The sequence below is a fragment of the Kibdelosporangium philippinense genome (assembly GCF_021390435.2).
In the GTDB taxonomy this organism is placed as follows: Bacteria; Actinomycetota; Actinomycetes; order Mycobacteriales; family Pseudonocardiaceae; genus Kibdelosporangium; species Kibdelosporangium philippinense.
Genome location: NZ_JAJVCN010000002.1, coordinates 2,810,216 through 2,825,344 on the forward strand (window position 1 = coordinate 2,810,216; position 15,129 = coordinate 2,825,344).

Here is a 15,129-nt window from a genome sequence, read left to right on the forward strand (position 1 = left end):
GTTGCTAATGCCTGTTCTTACCTATGAAGCTCTGGAGCACTTTCGACGTGGATGTTACTGGGTGGTCGCGGGATCTGGCGGTAGAAGTCGGTGGGCGTGGCGTGGTCAGTCATGCCGGGACCGCGGCGGTGCGGTTGCTGGCCGACCGCACCGGGTTGACGGAAGGCTTGTCGCGGGCGATGGCGCGGCGTGGGTTCATGCCGGTGCATGACCGTGGCCGGGTGTTCGCCGACACCGCGGTGTTGATCGCTGACGGCGGGCGGGTCCTGTCGGATCTGGCTGTCCTGCGCGATCAGGCCGAACTGTTCGGGCCGGTCGCCTCAGATCCGACGTTGTGGCGCACGTTGGACGCGGTCGGTCAGGTGCAGCGCAACAAGATCGCCCGTGTGCGTGCCCGGATCCGCGAGCATGTGTGGTCGTTGATCGAGCGACGGCACGGCCGGATTCCGCCGTCGCGGGTGGCCGACCGTGATCTGGGCACGACCGTGGTGGTCCGGTTGGATGGTTCGCTGGTGATCGCGCACTCGGACAAACAACTCGCCGCGGGAACCTACAAGGGCAGCTTCGGTCATCATCCGCTGCTGGCCATGTGTGACAACACCGGCGAATCGCTGGCCCTGTTGCTGCGCACAGGAAGCGCCGGATCCAACACGACAGCTGATCACCTCGAGGTCCTCGACGCCGCGATCGCCCAGATCCCGGCGAAACATCGAAGGAACCTTCTAGTCACCGTGGACGGCGCGGGCGCCTCCCACGGTCTCATCAAGTACATCACCGCGCTGAACGCCAAGCCAGGCAGGCAGGCGCACTACAGCGTCGGCTGGGAACTCGGTGCGCGGGAACGAGCCGCGATCGGCCGTGTCCCCGCGAAGGCATGGCAGGCAGTGCTCGATCACCACGGCGATCCTCGGCCGCTGGACAAAGCCGGCGTGGTGGAACTGACCGCGCTACTACGTCACCACCCCGACGGGGACCAACTGGAGAACTGGCCGGCCGATCTGCGGATCATCTGTCGTCGTGAGAAACCCCACCCCGGCGCACAGTTGTCCCTGTTCGAAGAAGCCGACGGCTGGCGCTACCAACTGGTGGCCACCAACACCCCGGGCAGCGGTTCGGGCGCCACCGTCCAGTTCCTGGAAGCCCGTCACCGCCCGCACGCCCGAGTCGAGGACCACGTCCGCTGCGGCAAGCAAACCGGCCTCGGTCACCTGCCCTCCACCAAGATCGAGATCAACCGGGCCTGGTGTCTGGCCGCCACCATCGCCATCGACCTGCTCGCCTGGCTGCGCCTGCTCTGCCTTGAGGGCACCCTCGCCAAAGCCGAACCCAAAACCCTGCGCTACCGGCTACTGCACACCGCCGCCCGCATCGTCCGCGGCCAACGCAAACGCAAGATCAAAATCCCGGAAACCTGGCCCTGGGCCGACCCTCTCGCCGCCTGCCTCCGGGCAGCGCTGGCCCTGCCACCACCAACTCGATGACCCCTGTCCCTGCCCCTCGACCTGAAAGGCCCGCCCCCCAACCCGGCGCCCAGCCAACACCGGCGGCCGGGCTCGAACCCTGACCATCACCACACAGCAACCAACTCAAGATCAACATCCGAACCGGCACAGGCGGACACGTCACCCACGTGAATGATCAAGGCTGGACCTTGCCGGGACAAGAGCCTTCGTTCTACCTGGAAATGCACGCCGTCACAGGGGCCGCCCGCGGCCAACTCGGAATGGTCACCTTGATCAACGGTGACGAACTTTTCATCGATGGCAGCACTGTCGCCGCGTTGATGTTCGAGACAGTCTCGTTCCGTCTTTTCAGCGGGCCGCTGCGATCGGTGGTGCTGCTGGTTTGTGATGCTGCGGCGCTGGGAATGGAAACCGGCCTGGCGTTCGACATCTGGGCCGCTATGCGGGTGCGCTATCCGGAGCTCGTGCTGTTCGCGTCCACCTCGGTGCTGGACACCTGGCATGTCGACCTCCATGGCAACGGGGCTCCTGCGACGGAGATCGAGCACGGCGGAAAATGGGTCGGGTTTGGTGCGCCCGCGGCGGGCGAGAATCCGAGTCTGCACGACATCCTGGATCAGCTACGGGTGTGGCAGGGTAAAAACCCACAGCTGCGGGCGCACTACGCGGCGACGATCCCGTTGTTCGCCATGACTGATCGTGTGGCCAAGGCTGTCGCCGTGATGGCCGGGCGGCTGCGGCACGATCGAGTGCTGGATTTGCTGTCGGCGCGGGAGATCCTTGAATCCGGCTTGGGCGACCCGGATCTGGTGAAGATCGCCGTGCTGCGAGTGCTGCGGGACACCCAGATGCTGCCGGAACCGGCGGAGGTGATCCTGGCTGAGCTGGACCCGGTCACGTCACAGCTCGATGAGTTCCACCTGCCTGCCAAGGCGTTGAGCATGCTTGAACTCGGGCAGCAGTACTGGGACGAGAACATGCGGGTACGCACAACGGCCGGCTGGGCGGGTCCCGATCCCAGTCCGGGCATCCGCGACTACCTCGAACAGCATGGAGTGCTCGCCGCGCTGACGGAGGCTGGGTTCGACCATCGGTCGTCCGCCCACCTGGTTGACATGGTCAACGACGAACTGGCTGTCCGTGGTATCCAAGCCGCACAGGCGTCCGCCGCGAACCTGGGAAGTGCCCTTGCGCTGTTGAGGCAGCACGGATTGCCTGGCCGGACAGACCTCGTCGGCCGGGTGTCGCGGATGCTGGCCGACGGGAATGGGAATGCCGCGACTGCCCACCTGACCACCGTGCGGACCAGCTTGTCTCATCACGGTGTTGACGACTCGGGCGCGCAGTGGTGGTTTGATGCGGGTCAGGTGCGGTGGCAAAGTGTTCGTGACGGCAACGGTCCTATTGCGGTCACCTTCGTCCGGGATGGACAGTTGCGGCGGTTCCTCGATGAGGGTGGTGTCCCTGGAATCGAGGACGCGTCGATCTACGACGCGTACACCGATGCGCGGGGCGTCGAGGTCACAGTCGAGGGCAAGCGGCTGAGCGTTTCCTTGCAGGTGTTCATGGATCTGCTCGTGCGATTGGGGCTGGTGACCAACGGCCGGGCCATGCTTCTCGCGTCCTACGCCGGGTTGGGCGATGTGGAAGACTTGTCCCGCACGGTCCGGACGCGGTTCCCGCGATTCGAGTTGTCGGCACCGCGGGGCAGGGTCGGCTTCGGCACGGTGGTCAACCGTGAGGGGCGCCGACGCCAGACGATCCGGGTACTCGACGGTGGCAGCTGGGTCACTGTGGACATGCGGGGCCTGCACCGGTTCAGCGCCGGTGTGCTGCAGGAAGACGGTCCAGAGTGGACACCGCAAGCCGGGGCGTGGGCGGTGCGCGGCTCGTGATCGCCGAACCGATCGTCGTGCATTCCTTGATCGACTGGGCCCGCGCAGGACGACGGGTGTCGTGCCTGCTCGTGTCACGTATTGCCGGCACAGATTGCCCGTTAGTACTGAGAAGTGGCAAGAAGTCGTCTCCGGTGAGCTTGTCGGGCCGCGTGTGGAGCACGATGGGGATCTGCTGTTCAATCCCGGCGCGTCATACTGCCTATCGCCGGTTCGTTCGGCGGTGATCGACCAGCTGGCCACCCGGATAGGAGAAGAGAACTCATGACCTCAGCCAACCCGAGCCGTGAGGAGCAGATCCAGCAGATTGCTCAGCAGCTCACTGACCAGGGGTTTGTGAACCCCGAGGAGGCCAAGGATCAGTGGGTCTTCCTGATCGACCCAGGCTGGCAGCCGCTCGAGGATGAGGAGCCGGCTGAGGACAAAGCCGAGGCAGAGGAGCAGGCGGACGGAGAAGAGGAGCCTGCGGGGCCCGGTGTGCCGTTGACGGCGATCGTCGGTGGCTGGCTGGCTGGCGCCGACGGGTCGTTGAGCCGGTTCAACCCGAACCCGGACTACGAGCCGTCCACTCCGAACTCTCCGACCGATCCGGTCGACGCGGCGCTGCGTCTGGTCACGCGGGGTGAGATGGACACCGACACGATGTTCTCCATCATGAAAGAGGCCGGGTACGCCGTCGCGCTCGACGAGAACGACGCCCCGATCGTGGCGCCCGCGCCGGATGATGTGCCATCTCTGCTGGCCACCACGGCGCCTCTGCACCGCAAGCAGGTGCGCACCGAGAACTGGCGTGAGGTCGACGTTGACGAGCTGGTGGCGCTGCTCAACGAGCATGAGGTAGACCTGTTGCTCAACCCCGGGGCCCCGTGCTCCATGCGGCTCATCGGCTCGGTTCTGGCCGACAAGTTGGTGCAGACGGGCTGATCAGTTCGACCGGGATCGAGCTCGGCTCCGTCTCGTCCTGGAATGTCTTGGTATCAAAGAGACGACGCTGGACACTGATCAGCCGAGCAGGCCATACGGCTGCCGTGACACAACGGGCAACGGTAAGCGCGCTCGCGCGGAGAACGTTGCCACGTAACGAGATTACGTCGTTGGCTGGCAGTCTAGGGATGGTTCGTCCTGTCGCCTGGTGGTAACTGGCGTTGGTCGATGAATCCGACAATTTCAGGCTGGGCGTCACCCGTAGCGATGCGCGTTGTGCCGGAACGGGCAGACCTCATCGATGATGTGGCGGTCGTGACAGTGCCAAGCAAGGGCTTTGGCCCTCTGCAGAGAGGAACGAGGATGACCGCAGCAGGAGCAAGCCGTGAGGAGTAGATCCAGCAGATCGCCGATCAGCTCACCGAGCAGGGGTTCACCGGCGCGACGGAAGCCAGCGACCAGTGGGTGTTCTTGATCGACCCGGGCTGGCATCCTGCTGAGGATGCGGAAGCCGAGACGGACGTCGAAGACGGCGATGAGGCCGACGGCCCTGGTGTTCCGCTGGTGGCGATCGTGGGTGGGTGGCTGGCGGGCGCGGACGGCACGTTGAGCCGGTTCAACCCGAATCCGGATTACGAGCCGTCCACTCCGAACTCTCCGACCGATCCGGTGGATGCGGCTCTTCGGCTTGTCACGCGGGGCGAGATGGACACCGATGTGATGTTCTCGATCATGCAGGAGTCGGGTTTCGCGGTCGCGCTCGAAGAAGACGGCACGCCGATCGTGGCGCCGTCACCCGACGACGTCCCGTGCCTGCTCGTGACCACCGCGCCGCTGCATCGGGCGTTGGTGCACACGGAGAACTGGCAGGAGGTCGATGCCGAGGAGTTGAGCGGGCTGCTGACCGAACACGATGTGGACCTGCTGCTCAACCCCGGCGCGGTGTGCTCGATGCGACTTATCGGTCAGGTAGTGACCGAGAATCTCGTGCAGACCGCCTGACGGCTGCGTGAACGGTGCTGGCTCGGTTCGGGTGCGACCTTGGGGTTGCCCATCGCACGCCACAGGTATTGACCAGCCGTGGAACCCCGGACCGGCGCCGGGGGAAGGTAGCCGCGCGGTCCGGGGCTCTTGGCCCGCGCCTGCCCTGTGAGCGGGTACGGGTCGAGGCTTGCTGTCATGTCGGGGGTGGACAGCAGCGCCTCACCGAGCAGCTGTGGAACCGTCATCTCGACGTGGGCGACAGCGGCCCGGGATCCGAGGCTTGGGTGTGTCCCGGCAGCCTCGGACTGTGTCCAGGCGTCCGCACGGGCGGCCTGGAACCTTTATCCTCTGCTCCCCCTCGGGAAGATAGGAAGTAGGAGCAGAGGAGCCTCGGTCCGACTTTCAGCAGGGCCTGAAGGAGGAAATCTTGTCGTCGATTCACCATGGCAAGGTGGGCGCGTCTTGCCAGTCCTCGACCTTGAACACATCGCCGGAGTAGTCGTAGTTCTTCTTTTCGAAGAAGCACATCGCCTTGCCGTGCACCCGGGCTTTGATCGACCCGGATTGCGATGACAGGAACCGCACTGCGTCGTACGAGTGATTGTCCATGTCGGGCGTGTACAGGTGATTTTTTGTAAACATGACGGCATACTTGATCGGGAGTTCATGCCACCCGTCAGACGCCACTGCTGTTCCCGCTGTACCTGGCAGAGGCCCAGATGCATACCGCGTCACCTTGGTCCGTCGGACAGTTGCCGTTGTTGAGGTTGTAGATCGTCGCCGAAGCCGGCGGTGCGAAAAGGAGCGACGCGGCGAGGGCCGCAACGGACAAAACAACCCCCTTCGCACTGCGCGAACGTAGCTTTCCCGTATAGCCCCTCCTGATAAGAAACGGTGAAAGGGATACGACCAGACGTCACGCGCGACGCCAAGGTACGCGCGGGCAGGAGTCGATGTATTTGCGGCTCGCCTGCGCTGTGCTTTTTGACTTGGTATAGACAATTGCAAACCTTTGCGGCGCAAGACTGAACGGAATTCGCCACCGATATTCGATCCAGTTTGTACCGTTATCGATCTGTTGGTCTCGTTCATATACGGGAACATTGTGCGGCGGTGCATCGCCGATCGCTTTTTCGGCGTTATCATCGGCACAGGACAGGGCACGATGATCAGGTATCCGGACCGCGGCGCCGAGCAACTTCGCGGTCCAGACGACCGGATGGGCTCTCATCGGTCAAGGTGCCCGGTCACCGCGCAGAACTCCGCGAGGGCGGCGAGCTGGCTCTGGCTGGCGACTACCGCCCCGGTCCAGTTGACGGGAGTCAGGAACTCCTGTGGGGCCTGCGTGATCTCGGTTGTCGATGTGTTGAGCAGCCTGGCGTGCAGGCCCAGCAACCACGGCAGGCCAAGTCCGCTTCCGGCGAGCGCTACCAGTTGTCCGGCAAGGCCCGCTTGTGTCGCCGACGCGAAGTGCATGGCGCCCAGTGCGTATTCCCGTGCGGCCGCCACTTCGGCATCGTCGGGTGGCTGGTAGAGCAGCCTGGCCAGTCGTAGCGGGTTTCGTTCAGGACTTCCGCGGTGGCCTCGAGTGCCGCGTCGATCTCGACCACCACGCTGCCTGTGTCGGCGTGCAGCTCGATGTACGAGTTGGCGTGGTATGTGTGCGGTTTGCCTGCGCCGTAGAGGTTCGCGGTCAGCCTGGACGCGAAGTAGCCGCCAAGGACCAGGTTGGCCAGTACGACCGCAGGGTACTTCGGGTGTGTCCGTCCTACGGCTTGCGCGGAAAGGCGGATCTGGGAGTCTTGTGCGTCCTCATTGGACACCAACAGCAGCGGGCCGCCGGTGATCACGGGCAACGACGTGAGTTGCTTCGCGGTTGTCAGGGAGGTCCAGTCGCGCAATGCCGTGCTTGCTTGGCTTACCGCGTCGTCCACGTTGATGTCGCCGACGAGTACCAAGGTGGCCCCGCGCGGTACGACCGCGGTTTTGTGCAGGTCACGTAGATCCTTCGGATTGATGGGCGGCGATCTCGTCCGCTGTGGACATTTCCTCGGCGGCCGGGTGCTTGCCGAACCTCTGCCTTTGCAAAGCACGGCGGGCGATCACGGCCGCGTCTCGTTGCAGCATCCGGAGTTGGGCGGTCAGCACACGGCGTTCGTCCAGTACGCAATCGCCGACGAATTCCGCTGACGTGAGCGTGTGCGCGATCGTTTCCAGCAGCACGCTCAGGCCGGACGTGAGTACCTGGCCGCTGATCAGCAGTCGTTCCGGGGTCACCTCTGCCGCAAGGGATCCGCCGACGCTCGCCAACGTTGTGGGTGCCGACAATGGTGTCCACTACGACAACGTCATGTGGAACGAGTAGACCTTCGCAATGCCGCGATGGGCCAGGATCGCGCCCTCATCGCCCCAGTCGACCTGGGCCTGCAGACCGGCGAACACCTCGAACCGGCGGTGCAACCCCGCCAACTCGTCCGGCCCGATCCCCAGCTCGCCGGCGATCCGCGGCCGAGCCTGCTGCAGATACATCTTCACCCGCTGGTAATGCCCAGAAAACCCATATTCTCTGAACTTGATCAGAAGGTCTGTTGATCGTCACGATGTCGTTCAGGAATCTCTTGTGAGGGAAGGGATTCCGAGGTCGACGGTCCCGGTGTTGCGGGAGTGTTTGTCGATCTGGGCGAGTTTGTCTTCAGCCCCGGCGAGGCTGATTTGGAGTCCTTCGACTTCGCCGAGCCAGCCTTCGCGTTTGGCCTCGATAATGCGGGCTTCGGCCAGCAGCGCCGCCGCGTTCTTGCGCCGCTGATCGACGGTGCGCACCAGCACCGGCAGGACAGGAAGCCGTTCGCGGGTCCGGGCGTCCATCCGGGACTTGCGGCGACGTTTGTCCTTGCTGCGCTTGACTTCCTCGCCGCCGACCGGGCAGGGCACGACCCAGCGGCTCCAGCGTGCTGGATCGTCCACCGCCCAGTGGGCCAGGTCGAGATAGAAGGCCCGGACCGGGGTCAGACACTCGCGGTAGTTGACACGCGGGGCGGACACCTCGACCAGTTGGCCGCCCGTGTTGCGGACGGTTCTCGTGGTGGTGCGCAGCCGCTGCTTCCACGCGTCGGCGACCTCGACGGGCAGATGCAGGCTGTCGATGCCCGGATGGTACCGCTCAAGGTCGGCCCAGAACCGCCCAGCCAGCATGCTCGATAGTGAGTCGAGGCTGGTGTAGTCCAACGCGGGCTGCCGCTCCCGCAGATATTCCACCAACAGGTCACGGATGGGGCGGCAGGTCAATTCGTAGCGGTCGACCAGTTCCTCGGGGGTGCGCTGGCCGCTGCTGCGCAACTCACGCAAACTCGTTGGCGCGTGGTCGCCGAACGCGCCCAGCGTGTGCAGCATCCGATAGAACAGGTGCGTGTCACCCGCCGACTTGGGATAGATGGCGGCCTCGGTGTCCAGCAACTCCAGGGCATCCCCGGTGGTGATCTGGCTCAACGTTCCACCTTTGGCCGCGAGGATCAGCGCGGCGCGGTAGACGGTTCGGCTGGTGGCCGGCGCGGACACGCTCCGGTCAGCGTCACACAACCGACGCAGCCCGGCGAAGCCCTCCGGATCCCGGCACTGCGACATGCCAGCGGCCAGGGAACCCCGGCGGGTGGCGCTGGTGAGCAGCCAGGCCAACGAAGGGCGGACGATGTCGGCGCTGATCGCCACCAGTACCGCGCCCGACACCGCGCCCAGCCTCCATTCGGTCCGATGACCGCGGTCGCGGAGCCATCGTGCCGGGATCTGCCGCCAGGACTTCCCTGCCGTGTCCGCGCCGCTGGCCAGCCATCGGTCCTGCCAGGTGTCGCCGGGTTGGCTTTCCAACCATTCCAACAGAAGGATCAGCCCGTTCTTGCGGCAGTACTGGCTGTTGGGGTTGTCCAGCACGAACGGTGGCTGGGACAACCGCGCCCAGACCTCCTGCCGGCTCCGCCGCGTGGCCGGCCAGTCCGTGCCCGCAGGACGGGCGGGAGGCATCGTGCGGTCCGGCCTTGGCCGTGCTGCGGACGGCACAGCCGCGTTCGAGCCCTCGACGACGCTGTTGGTCACGACGACCTGGTTCCGAACAGCACCTGCAACGATTCGGCCAGGGGGCCGGAGGCGCGGCGGCGCGCCGCGCGGCGTGACGGGTTTGTTCGGCGTGGTGCGCCAGCACCCGGCGGATCACCTCTTCCTTGCGGGGAGTCAGGTAGATCTGAGTAGTGGTGAGCAGGGCGTGCCCGAGGACGAACTGGACATCGGTCAGCGGCAAGGCGGGATCCTCGGCCATCCGGTGGGCGGCTGTATGCCGCAACGCGTGCAAGGTCGCCGCGCTGCCCGCCGCGTCGGCCGCGCGCTCGAACATGCGGTGCGCCGCGTGATAGGTCAATGGGCAGACGGGCCGCCGCAAGGTCCACCACAACGGCTGCCGCCGGCCCTTGAGGATCAGCCCGTCCATCTCCACCTGGTAAAGGCGCAACCAGACGAACGCGTCGGTGGACGCAGGCAACTGCTGAACCACCCGACTTCCCTTGCGCACCACCGTGATCAGCTGCCGCCCGGGATCTACTCCGCCCTGAGTGGCCGACAACAGCTCCGATGCCCTTGCCCCGGTGGAGACATAGAACGCGACCAACGCCCGGTCCCGGTGCGAGGGCAGCCGGGCGAAGATCTCGTTGAACTCCTCGTCCGGGACGCTGCGCGGGATCCGAGCGGGCAGTCTCGGCCGATACAAACCAGTCCGCTCGTTGCGGTGCGGCTCCATCGGATTGTGGTGCGCGTGCGCTCGCCGGCCCCGCCGCGACCTGTCCAACGGGAACGGGTTCACCAACGGCCCGCTGCCCGCGTCGACATGGAACTCGTAGAAACTACGCAGCACCGTCTCGGAATGCGCACGCACCGACGGCGCATAAACATCCACAGTGGACGAAACCTTAGGAGCCTCGCCCGGTCTGCGCCAGTGCGGGCGAGGCGGCTTGCCAGCCACCAGCATCCAACGGCAGAAATCCCGTGCCTCGACCCGTGTCGCTCGATCCCACGGGACCTGAACTGCCCACAAGAATCGGAACCATCGAAGCAGATTTATCCCATACGAGCGGGCTGTCGCCTCGGATCGCCCGGCGGCCTGCAAATCGCGGAAGAACGCAGACACCGCTTCCACCGGCTCCCCGCTCGGGTCCACCAGTCGGAACGGCAACCACGGATCGCCCGTCTCCTGAAGCGATCCCACCAAGGGCACCGCTAACGCCGCGAGGTCCCGCGACTGACCCACGTCGTCGATCATGGGTGGGCACCCTAGCCAGACACTCTCACAGTGGCCCGTTGGCCTGGGCAAACCTGCCAGTTAGTTCAGTCAACAGGGACTGCTCGACCAGCCGCTCGTGAATCACCGTGCCCTTCAACGCGATATCCGCCCGCAGCCACGCGTCGATCACCGGGATATATTCGGTGATCACCTGCGGAATACAGCCCTTACGCGAGGTCCCCTTCGGCACCACCACCGGCGGCGACGCGGTGATGTACTTCTTGACCGTCCTCCAGTTCAGCCCGGTCTCCCGGGCAATCTCCGAGATGCTCATCCCCGCCTCAAACAGGGACCGATAACGACGCAGTTCCATCCAACGCTCCGAGTGCAGGATCATTAGGATGGGACACCCTTCGCCCACGCACACACCCGGCGAAGGGTGTCCCTCTGATCAACAGCGCCCGCGCACGACACGCGGACAACCTCTGCACATCAACCCGTACGTGTCACTGCACGTGAGCTAGGGTCTGTTTCGAAAGTCATGGGAGCCACTCGTTGATCGCTGCGATGGTGACCGTGGTTTCGTAGCGAACGGCGAGCTTGTCGTATCTGGTGGCGACGGCTCGGTTTCGTTTGAGACGGTTGATCCCGCACTCGACAGCGTGCCGTTGCTTGTAGATCTCCTTGTCGAATGCGGGTGGTCGTCCTCCGTGTGAGCCCTTGTTCTTGCGGTTGCGGACCTGGTCGGCCTTGTCCGGGATGGTGCAGCGGATACCGCGCCTGCGCAGGTAGGCGCGGTTGGCGCGGGACCCGTAGGCTTTGTCGCCGAGCACCCGATTCGGGCGGCAGCGCGGCCGACCGCGATCCCGCCGGGGTACCCGGATACGGTCGAGCACCACCTGAAACTGGGGCGAGTCACCTCGCTGGCCAGCGGTGATCACGATTGATAAGGGCTTTTGTCCCTGCTCGACCGCCAGGTGAGTCTTGGTCGTCAACCCGCCTCGGGAGCGCCCCAGCCCGTGATCGGCCGGTTCGACCTCGACCCCGCCCGGAGACTCCTTCTGGAGATCCCCTTTTGACGCGCACCAGCCGCGTGCTGGTGCGCACGAGCCACCGTGGAGTCCACGCTGACATCCCAGGTGATCAGGCCCGCAGCGTCCGCGTCCGCCTGCAACGCGACCAGAATCCTCTTCCACGTGCCATCCCGTTGCCACCGCCGGAACAAGCCATACACCGTCTCCCACGGGCCGTAACGCTCCGGCAGATCCCGCCACGGCACACCGGTTCGAACCCGAAACCGGATCCCGTCAATAAGCTTCCGCTTCGCATGCTTCGGCGGCCTGCCAGGCTTCTTGCCCCTGGGCAGCAAGGGTTCCAGCTTCGCCCACTGCTCGTTGGTCAGATCACCACGCCCCACGAATCAAGATCATCTCAAACCTTGATCAACTTGTGAAACAGGCCCTAGTACCCGGACACCCGACGACCGAGAGCAATGCTTGAGATCTGTGGATCAGCCGAGGAAGGGCGTACCCCGATGATCAGCTAGTCCCTCAAGCAAGGCCGACGTTGGCGCGTCGGTCGGGAAGGCACGCCCATGCTCACCGTAGTCCCTGGCGATGACTCGAACGACACGGGAGGGGCGGCGGCGGGTGCGTCGTCGTTGATCGACCAGATCGTCCGGGAGGGTGCCCGGCGGATGCTGGCCGAGGCGTTGCAGGCCGAGGTAGATGCCTACATCGCCGCGTTCGCCGACGAGCGCGGCGCTGATGGCCGCCGTCTGGTGGTGCGCAACGGCTACCACCAGCCGCGTGAGGTGCTGACCAGCGCGGGCGCGGTCGAGGTGACCGCGCCGCGGGTCAACGACAAGCGCATCGACCCGGACACCGGCGAGCGGAAGCGGTTCGCCTCGGCGATCCTGCCGCCCTGGGCCCGCAAAACCCCGAAGATCACCGAGGTGCTGCCGTTGTTGTACCTGCACGGCCTGTCCTCGGGGGACTTCGTGCCCGCCCTGGGGCAGTTTCTTGGCTCTGCGAAAGGGTTATCAGCGACGGTGATCACGAAGCTGACCGAGCAGTGGAAGACCGAGCAGCGCGCCTTCGCTCAGCGCGATCTGTCCGATATGGACTACGTGTATCTGTGGGCGGACGGCATCCACGTCAACATCCGCCTGGAGGAACACAAACTCTGCCTGCTGGTGATGATCGGCGTGCGCGCCGACGGCCGCAAGGAGCTCGTCGCGCTGGCCGACGGCTACCGCGAATCGACCGAGTCCTGGGCGGATCTGCTGCGTGACTGCGCCCGCCGCGGGATGCACGCCCCAGTTCTCGCGATCGGCGACGGGGCGCTGGGATTCTGGGGCGCGCTACGCGAAGTGTTCCCCGACACAGCGGAACAACGCTGCTGGTTCCACAGAAGCCGTAAAAGATTAAGTTGTTGCTTTTTGATCTTGGGTTCGTTGGTGTTGTATGGCGATCTTGGAAGAGGCACTGTTCCAGCTCAAGTGCCGGTTCGTGGTGCTGCTGCCGCATCTGAACGAGCGGCAGCGGCGGTTAGCCGTGGCGGTCGAGGCTCGGTTGCTGGGGCATGGCGGGGTGCGCGCCGCGGCCCGGATCGCCGGGATGAGCGAGTCCACAGTCCGCCGTGGGGTGGGGGAACTGGAGGCGAGTGTCGAGCGGCTGCCCGACGGTCGGGTCCGAGCGCTGGGTGGCGGCCGTAAGCCGGTCGAGGACACTGATCCCACCGTGGTGAAGACCTTGCTGACGATGGTCGAGCCGGACGAGCGGGGTGATCCGGAATCGCCGTTGCGGTGGACGACGAAGTCGTTGCGGCACTTGGCAGAGGAGTTGGCCCGGCAGGGGCACTCGGTGTCGGCGCCGACGGTCGGCCGACTGTTGAAGTCGGCCGGATTCAGCCTGCAGGCCAACGCCAAAACCCTGGAGGGCGCCCAACATCCGAATCGGGATGCCCAGTTTCGCTACATCAATGACCAGGCCAAGGACCATCAGGCCAGCGGTGAGCCGGTCATCAGTGTGGACACCAAGAAGCGGGAACAGTTGGGGCGGCTGCCGATGGCCGGGCGGGAGTGGCGGCCCAAGGGCCAGCCTGTCGAGGTGGAAGATCATCACTTCTTCTTCACCGGCCCGGATGTGCAGCAGGCCATCCCGTACGGCATCTATGACATCGCCCGCAACACCGGCTGGATTAACGTCGGCGTCGACCATGACACCGCCGTGTTCGCGGTTGAGTCCATCCGCCGCTGGTGGAAGGCACGAGGCAGCCTCGACTACCCGAACGCGTCACGGCTGTTGATCACGGCGGATGCTGGTGGCTCCAACAGTCACCGCTACCGCGTGTGGAAGAGCGAGTTGGCCGCGCTGGCCGCCGAGACGGGGCTGGCGATCACAGTCTGCCATTTCCCACCGGGCACCTCGAAGTGGAACAAGATCGAGCATCGGCTGTTCTCCCACATCACCCTCAACTGGCGAGGCCGACCACTGACCAGCCATGAGGTCGTGGTCAAGACCATCGCGGCGACCCGCACCACGGGGCGGGCTGCGGGTTGAAGCAGCCCTGGACACCGGCGACTACCCCATCGGCGTGTCGATCAGCAAACAACGCTTCGACGCCCTGCCTCTGAAGCGGCACGCCACCCACGGCACCTGGAACTACACCCTGCACCCTCGGCCCGTCTCATGTTCCAGCGACGTCGTTCCGATCGGCGAGCAGGATGGACCGGCCGATCGCCGCCGAGCCATGCTCGCCCGGCTGGCCGACCCCCGGCTGACCGGCCTGACCAGCACCGAACTGGACCAGTTGTCCGCCGCGGTGGCCCAGGCCCAAGCCGCTCGGGTGCAGCAGCGCTATAGCGAGCAGCGCGGCGGGCGAGCCCGCCGGGCGACCGGCAAACTCCGCGGCAGCAAGCCGTTGTTCGACGATGCCGCCCGCCTGCTGATCACCCTGATCTACCAGCGTCAGGTCTGTTCCATGAACGTGCTCGCCGACCTGCTGGAGGTCACCAACACCTGCATCGGCGATCTGGTGAAGGAGACCCGGGACGTCCTCGAAGACCACGGCCACAACTCAGGAGTGGCCTCGGTGCGCTTCGCCGCCGCTGGTGACCTGCTCACGTTCCTCGATCACGGAATCCGTCCGGCTCGCACCGCGATCGTTGAGGCGTTGTCCGATCCGGTCCTGACCGGGATGAGCCGGGACGAGCTGAACGACCTCACCGAAAGGCTCGCGTCCCGCCAGGCCGCCCACGCCGAACGTCTCACTCATCAGCGTCGTGGCGGCCCCCGCCGGCCCGGCGCCCGTGGTGGTGTCTTTCCCCAGAAGATCAGCAACAGTGAACGCATCCTGCTCACTGTCTTGTATCTCAGGAAACTGTGCACATTGGACGTTCTTGCCGACGCACTCGGCGACGTGAGCCGCTCGGCCGTCGCCGGTGTCGTCCGCGAGACCCGGCCGCTCCTGGAGCGCGACGACTGTCTCCCATCCCCGGCGTCCACCCGTTACCGCACCGCCGCCGAGCTCCTGGCTACGACGGCTTCCTCGCCGAACCCAGCGGGAACCGACACGCCGACAAGTTGATCTTTTACGGCTT

At 65.3% G+C, this 15,129-nt stretch carries 14 protein-coding genes and 2 pseudogenes; 6 read left to right on the forward strand and 10 right to left on the reverse strand.

The features are described 5' to 3' along the window. Positions 1-23: 23 nt before the first annotated feature. The 4 genes from LWC34_RS31635 to LWC34_RS31650 all read left to right on the forward strand — a co-directional run bounded on the left by LWC34_RS31635 (position 24) and on the right by LWC34_RS31650 (position 5,284). Positions 24-1,481 (forward strand): IS1380 family transposase, encoded by a 1,458-nt coding sequence (locus LWC34_RS31635; RefSeq protein ID WP_233722402.1) that lies wholly within the window; start codon positions 24-26, stop codon positions 1,479-1,481. Between the two features lie 149 nt (positions 1,482-1,630). Then, complete coding sequence (locus LWC34_RS31640) at positions 1,631-3,358, forward strand: CLASP domain-containing protein (RefSeq protein WP_233728714.1); 1,728 nt, start codon at positions 1,631-1,633, stop codon at positions 3,356-3,358. Positions 3,359-3,622: 264 nt separating this feature from the next. Beyond that, complete coding sequence (locus LWC34_RS31645) at positions 3,623-4,282, forward strand: type VII secretion system-associated protein (RefSeq protein ID WP_233728715.1); 660 nt, start codon at positions 3,623-3,625, stop codon at positions 4,280-4,282. A gap of 465 nt (positions 4,283-4,747) precedes the next feature. Then, positions 4,748-5,284 carry a type VII secretion system-associated protein gene (locus tag LWC34_RS31650; protein WP_233728717.1) on the forward strand — a complete coding sequence of 179 codons (537 nt, stop codon included), beginning with the start codon at positions 4,748-4,750 and terminating at the stop codon, positions 5,282-5,284. 420 nt (positions 5,285-5,704) lie between these two features. On the opposite strand, the gene LWC34_RS31655 is transcribed toward LWC34_RS31650, so the two are convergent. From LWC34_RS31655 to LWC34_RS31700, 10 genes are all read right to left on the reverse strand, one after another. Then, positions 5,705-5,908, reverse strand: coding sequence for a hypothetical protein (locus LWC34_RS31655; RefSeq protein ID WP_233728718.1), 204 nt, complete (start codon positions 5,906-5,908; stop codon positions 5,705-5,707). Positions 5,909-6,182: 274 nt separating this feature from the next. Beyond that, on the reverse strand, positions 6,183-6,497 hold the full coding sequence (locus LWC34_RS31660; protein WP_233728720.1) for a hypothetical protein: 315 nt from the start codon (positions 6,495-6,497) through the stop codon (positions 6,183-6,185). Further along, positions 6,494-6,742, reverse strand: a complete 249-nt coding sequence (locus tag LWC34_RS31665; protein WP_233728721.1) for a hypothetical protein — start codon at positions 6,740-6,742, stop codon at positions 6,494-6,496. The genes LWC34_RS31660 and LWC34_RS31665 overlap by 4 nt, the downstream gene beginning before the upstream one ends. After that, on the reverse strand, positions 6,694-7,224 hold the full coding sequence (locus tag LWC34_RS31670; protein WP_233728722.1) for an insulinase family protein: 531 nt from the start codon (positions 7,222-7,224) through the stop codon (positions 6,694-6,696). Before LWC34_RS31670 ends, LWC34_RS31665 begins: the two co-directional genes overlap by 49 nt. Before the next feature lie 37 nt (positions 7,225-7,261). Then, positions 7,262-7,594, reverse strand: coding sequence for a hypothetical protein (locus LWC34_RS31675; protein ID WP_233728724.1), 333 nt, complete (start codon positions 7,592-7,594; stop codon positions 7,262-7,264). Between the two features lie 9 nt (positions 7,595-7,603). Further along, positions 7,604-7,801 (reverse strand): hypothetical protein, encoded by a 198-nt coding sequence (locus LWC34_RS31680; protein ID WP_233728725.1) that lies wholly within the window; start codon positions 7,799-7,801, stop codon positions 7,604-7,606. 72 nt (positions 7,802-7,873) lie between these two features. Then, complete coding sequence (locus tag LWC34_RS31685; protein WP_233728726.1) at positions 7,874-8,821, reverse strand: hypothetical protein; 948 nt, start codon at positions 8,819-8,821, stop codon at positions 7,874-7,876. A 13-nt stretch (positions 8,822-8,834) separates the two neighbouring features. After that, positions 8,835-10,565, reverse strand: coding sequence for a tyrosine-type recombinase/integrase (locus tag LWC34_RS31690; protein ID WP_233728728.1), 1,731 nt, complete (start codon positions 10,563-10,565; stop codon positions 8,835-8,837). 25 nt (positions 10,566-10,590) lie between these two features. Next, positions 10,591-10,899 (reverse strand): hypothetical protein, encoded by a 309-nt coding sequence (locus LWC34_RS31695; protein WP_233728729.1) that lies wholly within the window; start codon positions 10,897-10,899, stop codon positions 10,591-10,593. 166 nt (positions 10,900-11,065) lie between these two features. After that, positions 11,066-11,943, reverse strand: a protein-coding gene (locus tag LWC34_RS31700) for an IS5 family transposase (RefSeq protein WP_233723324.1) whose coding sequence is annotated in 2 segments (ribosomal slippage) — positions 11,066-11,602 and positions 11,605-11,943 — 876 coding nt in all. Because the reading frame shifts where the segments join, the coding sequence is not laid out codon by codon here. Between the two features lie 177 nt (positions 11,944-12,120). Between LWC34_RS31700 and LWC34_RS31705 the strand changes: the two are divergent. Next, positions 12,121-12,957: pseudogene (locus LWC34_RS31705) on the forward strand (IS256 family transposase); the annotation flags it as partial. Between the two features lie 34 nt (positions 12,958-12,991). After that, positions 12,992-15,116, forward strand: a pseudogene (locus LWC34_RS31710) (ISAzo13 family transposase). The last annotated feature ends 13 nt before the right edge of the window (positions 15,117-15,129 follow it).

What these genes read in the sequence shown, in the direction of transcription:
- LWC34_RS31660 (WP_233728720.1), bottom strand. Translation starts at nt 6,497, where the DNA reads ATGAGAGCCCATCCGGTCGTCTGGACCGCGAAGTTGCTCGGCGCCGCG.
- LWC34_RS31695 (WP_233728729.1), bottom strand. Translation starts at nt 10,899, where the DNA reads ATGGAACTGCGTCGTTATCGGTCCCTGTTTGAGGCGGGGATGAGCATC.
- LWC34_RS31635 (WP_233722402.1), top strand. Translation starts at nt 24, where the DNA reads ATGAAGCTCTGGAGCACTTTCGACGTGGATGTTACTGGGTGGTCGCGG.
- LWC34_RS31645 (WP_233728715.1), top strand. Translation starts at nt 3,623, where the DNA reads ATGACCTCAGCCAACCCGAGCCGTGAGGAGCAGATCCAGCAGATTGCT.
- LWC34_RS31690 (WP_233728728.1), bottom strand. Translation starts at nt 10,565, where the DNA reads ATGATCGACGACGTGGGTCAGTCGCGGGACCTCGCGGCGTTAGCGGTG.
- LWC34_RS31665 (WP_233728721.1), bottom strand. Translation starts at nt 6,742, where the DNA reads ATGCACTTCGCGTCGGCGACACAAGCGGGCCTTGCCGGACAACTGGTA.
- LWC34_RS31655 (WP_233728718.1), bottom strand. Translation starts at nt 5,908, where the DNA reads ATGTTTACAAAAAATCACCTGTACACGCCCGACATGGACAATCACTCG.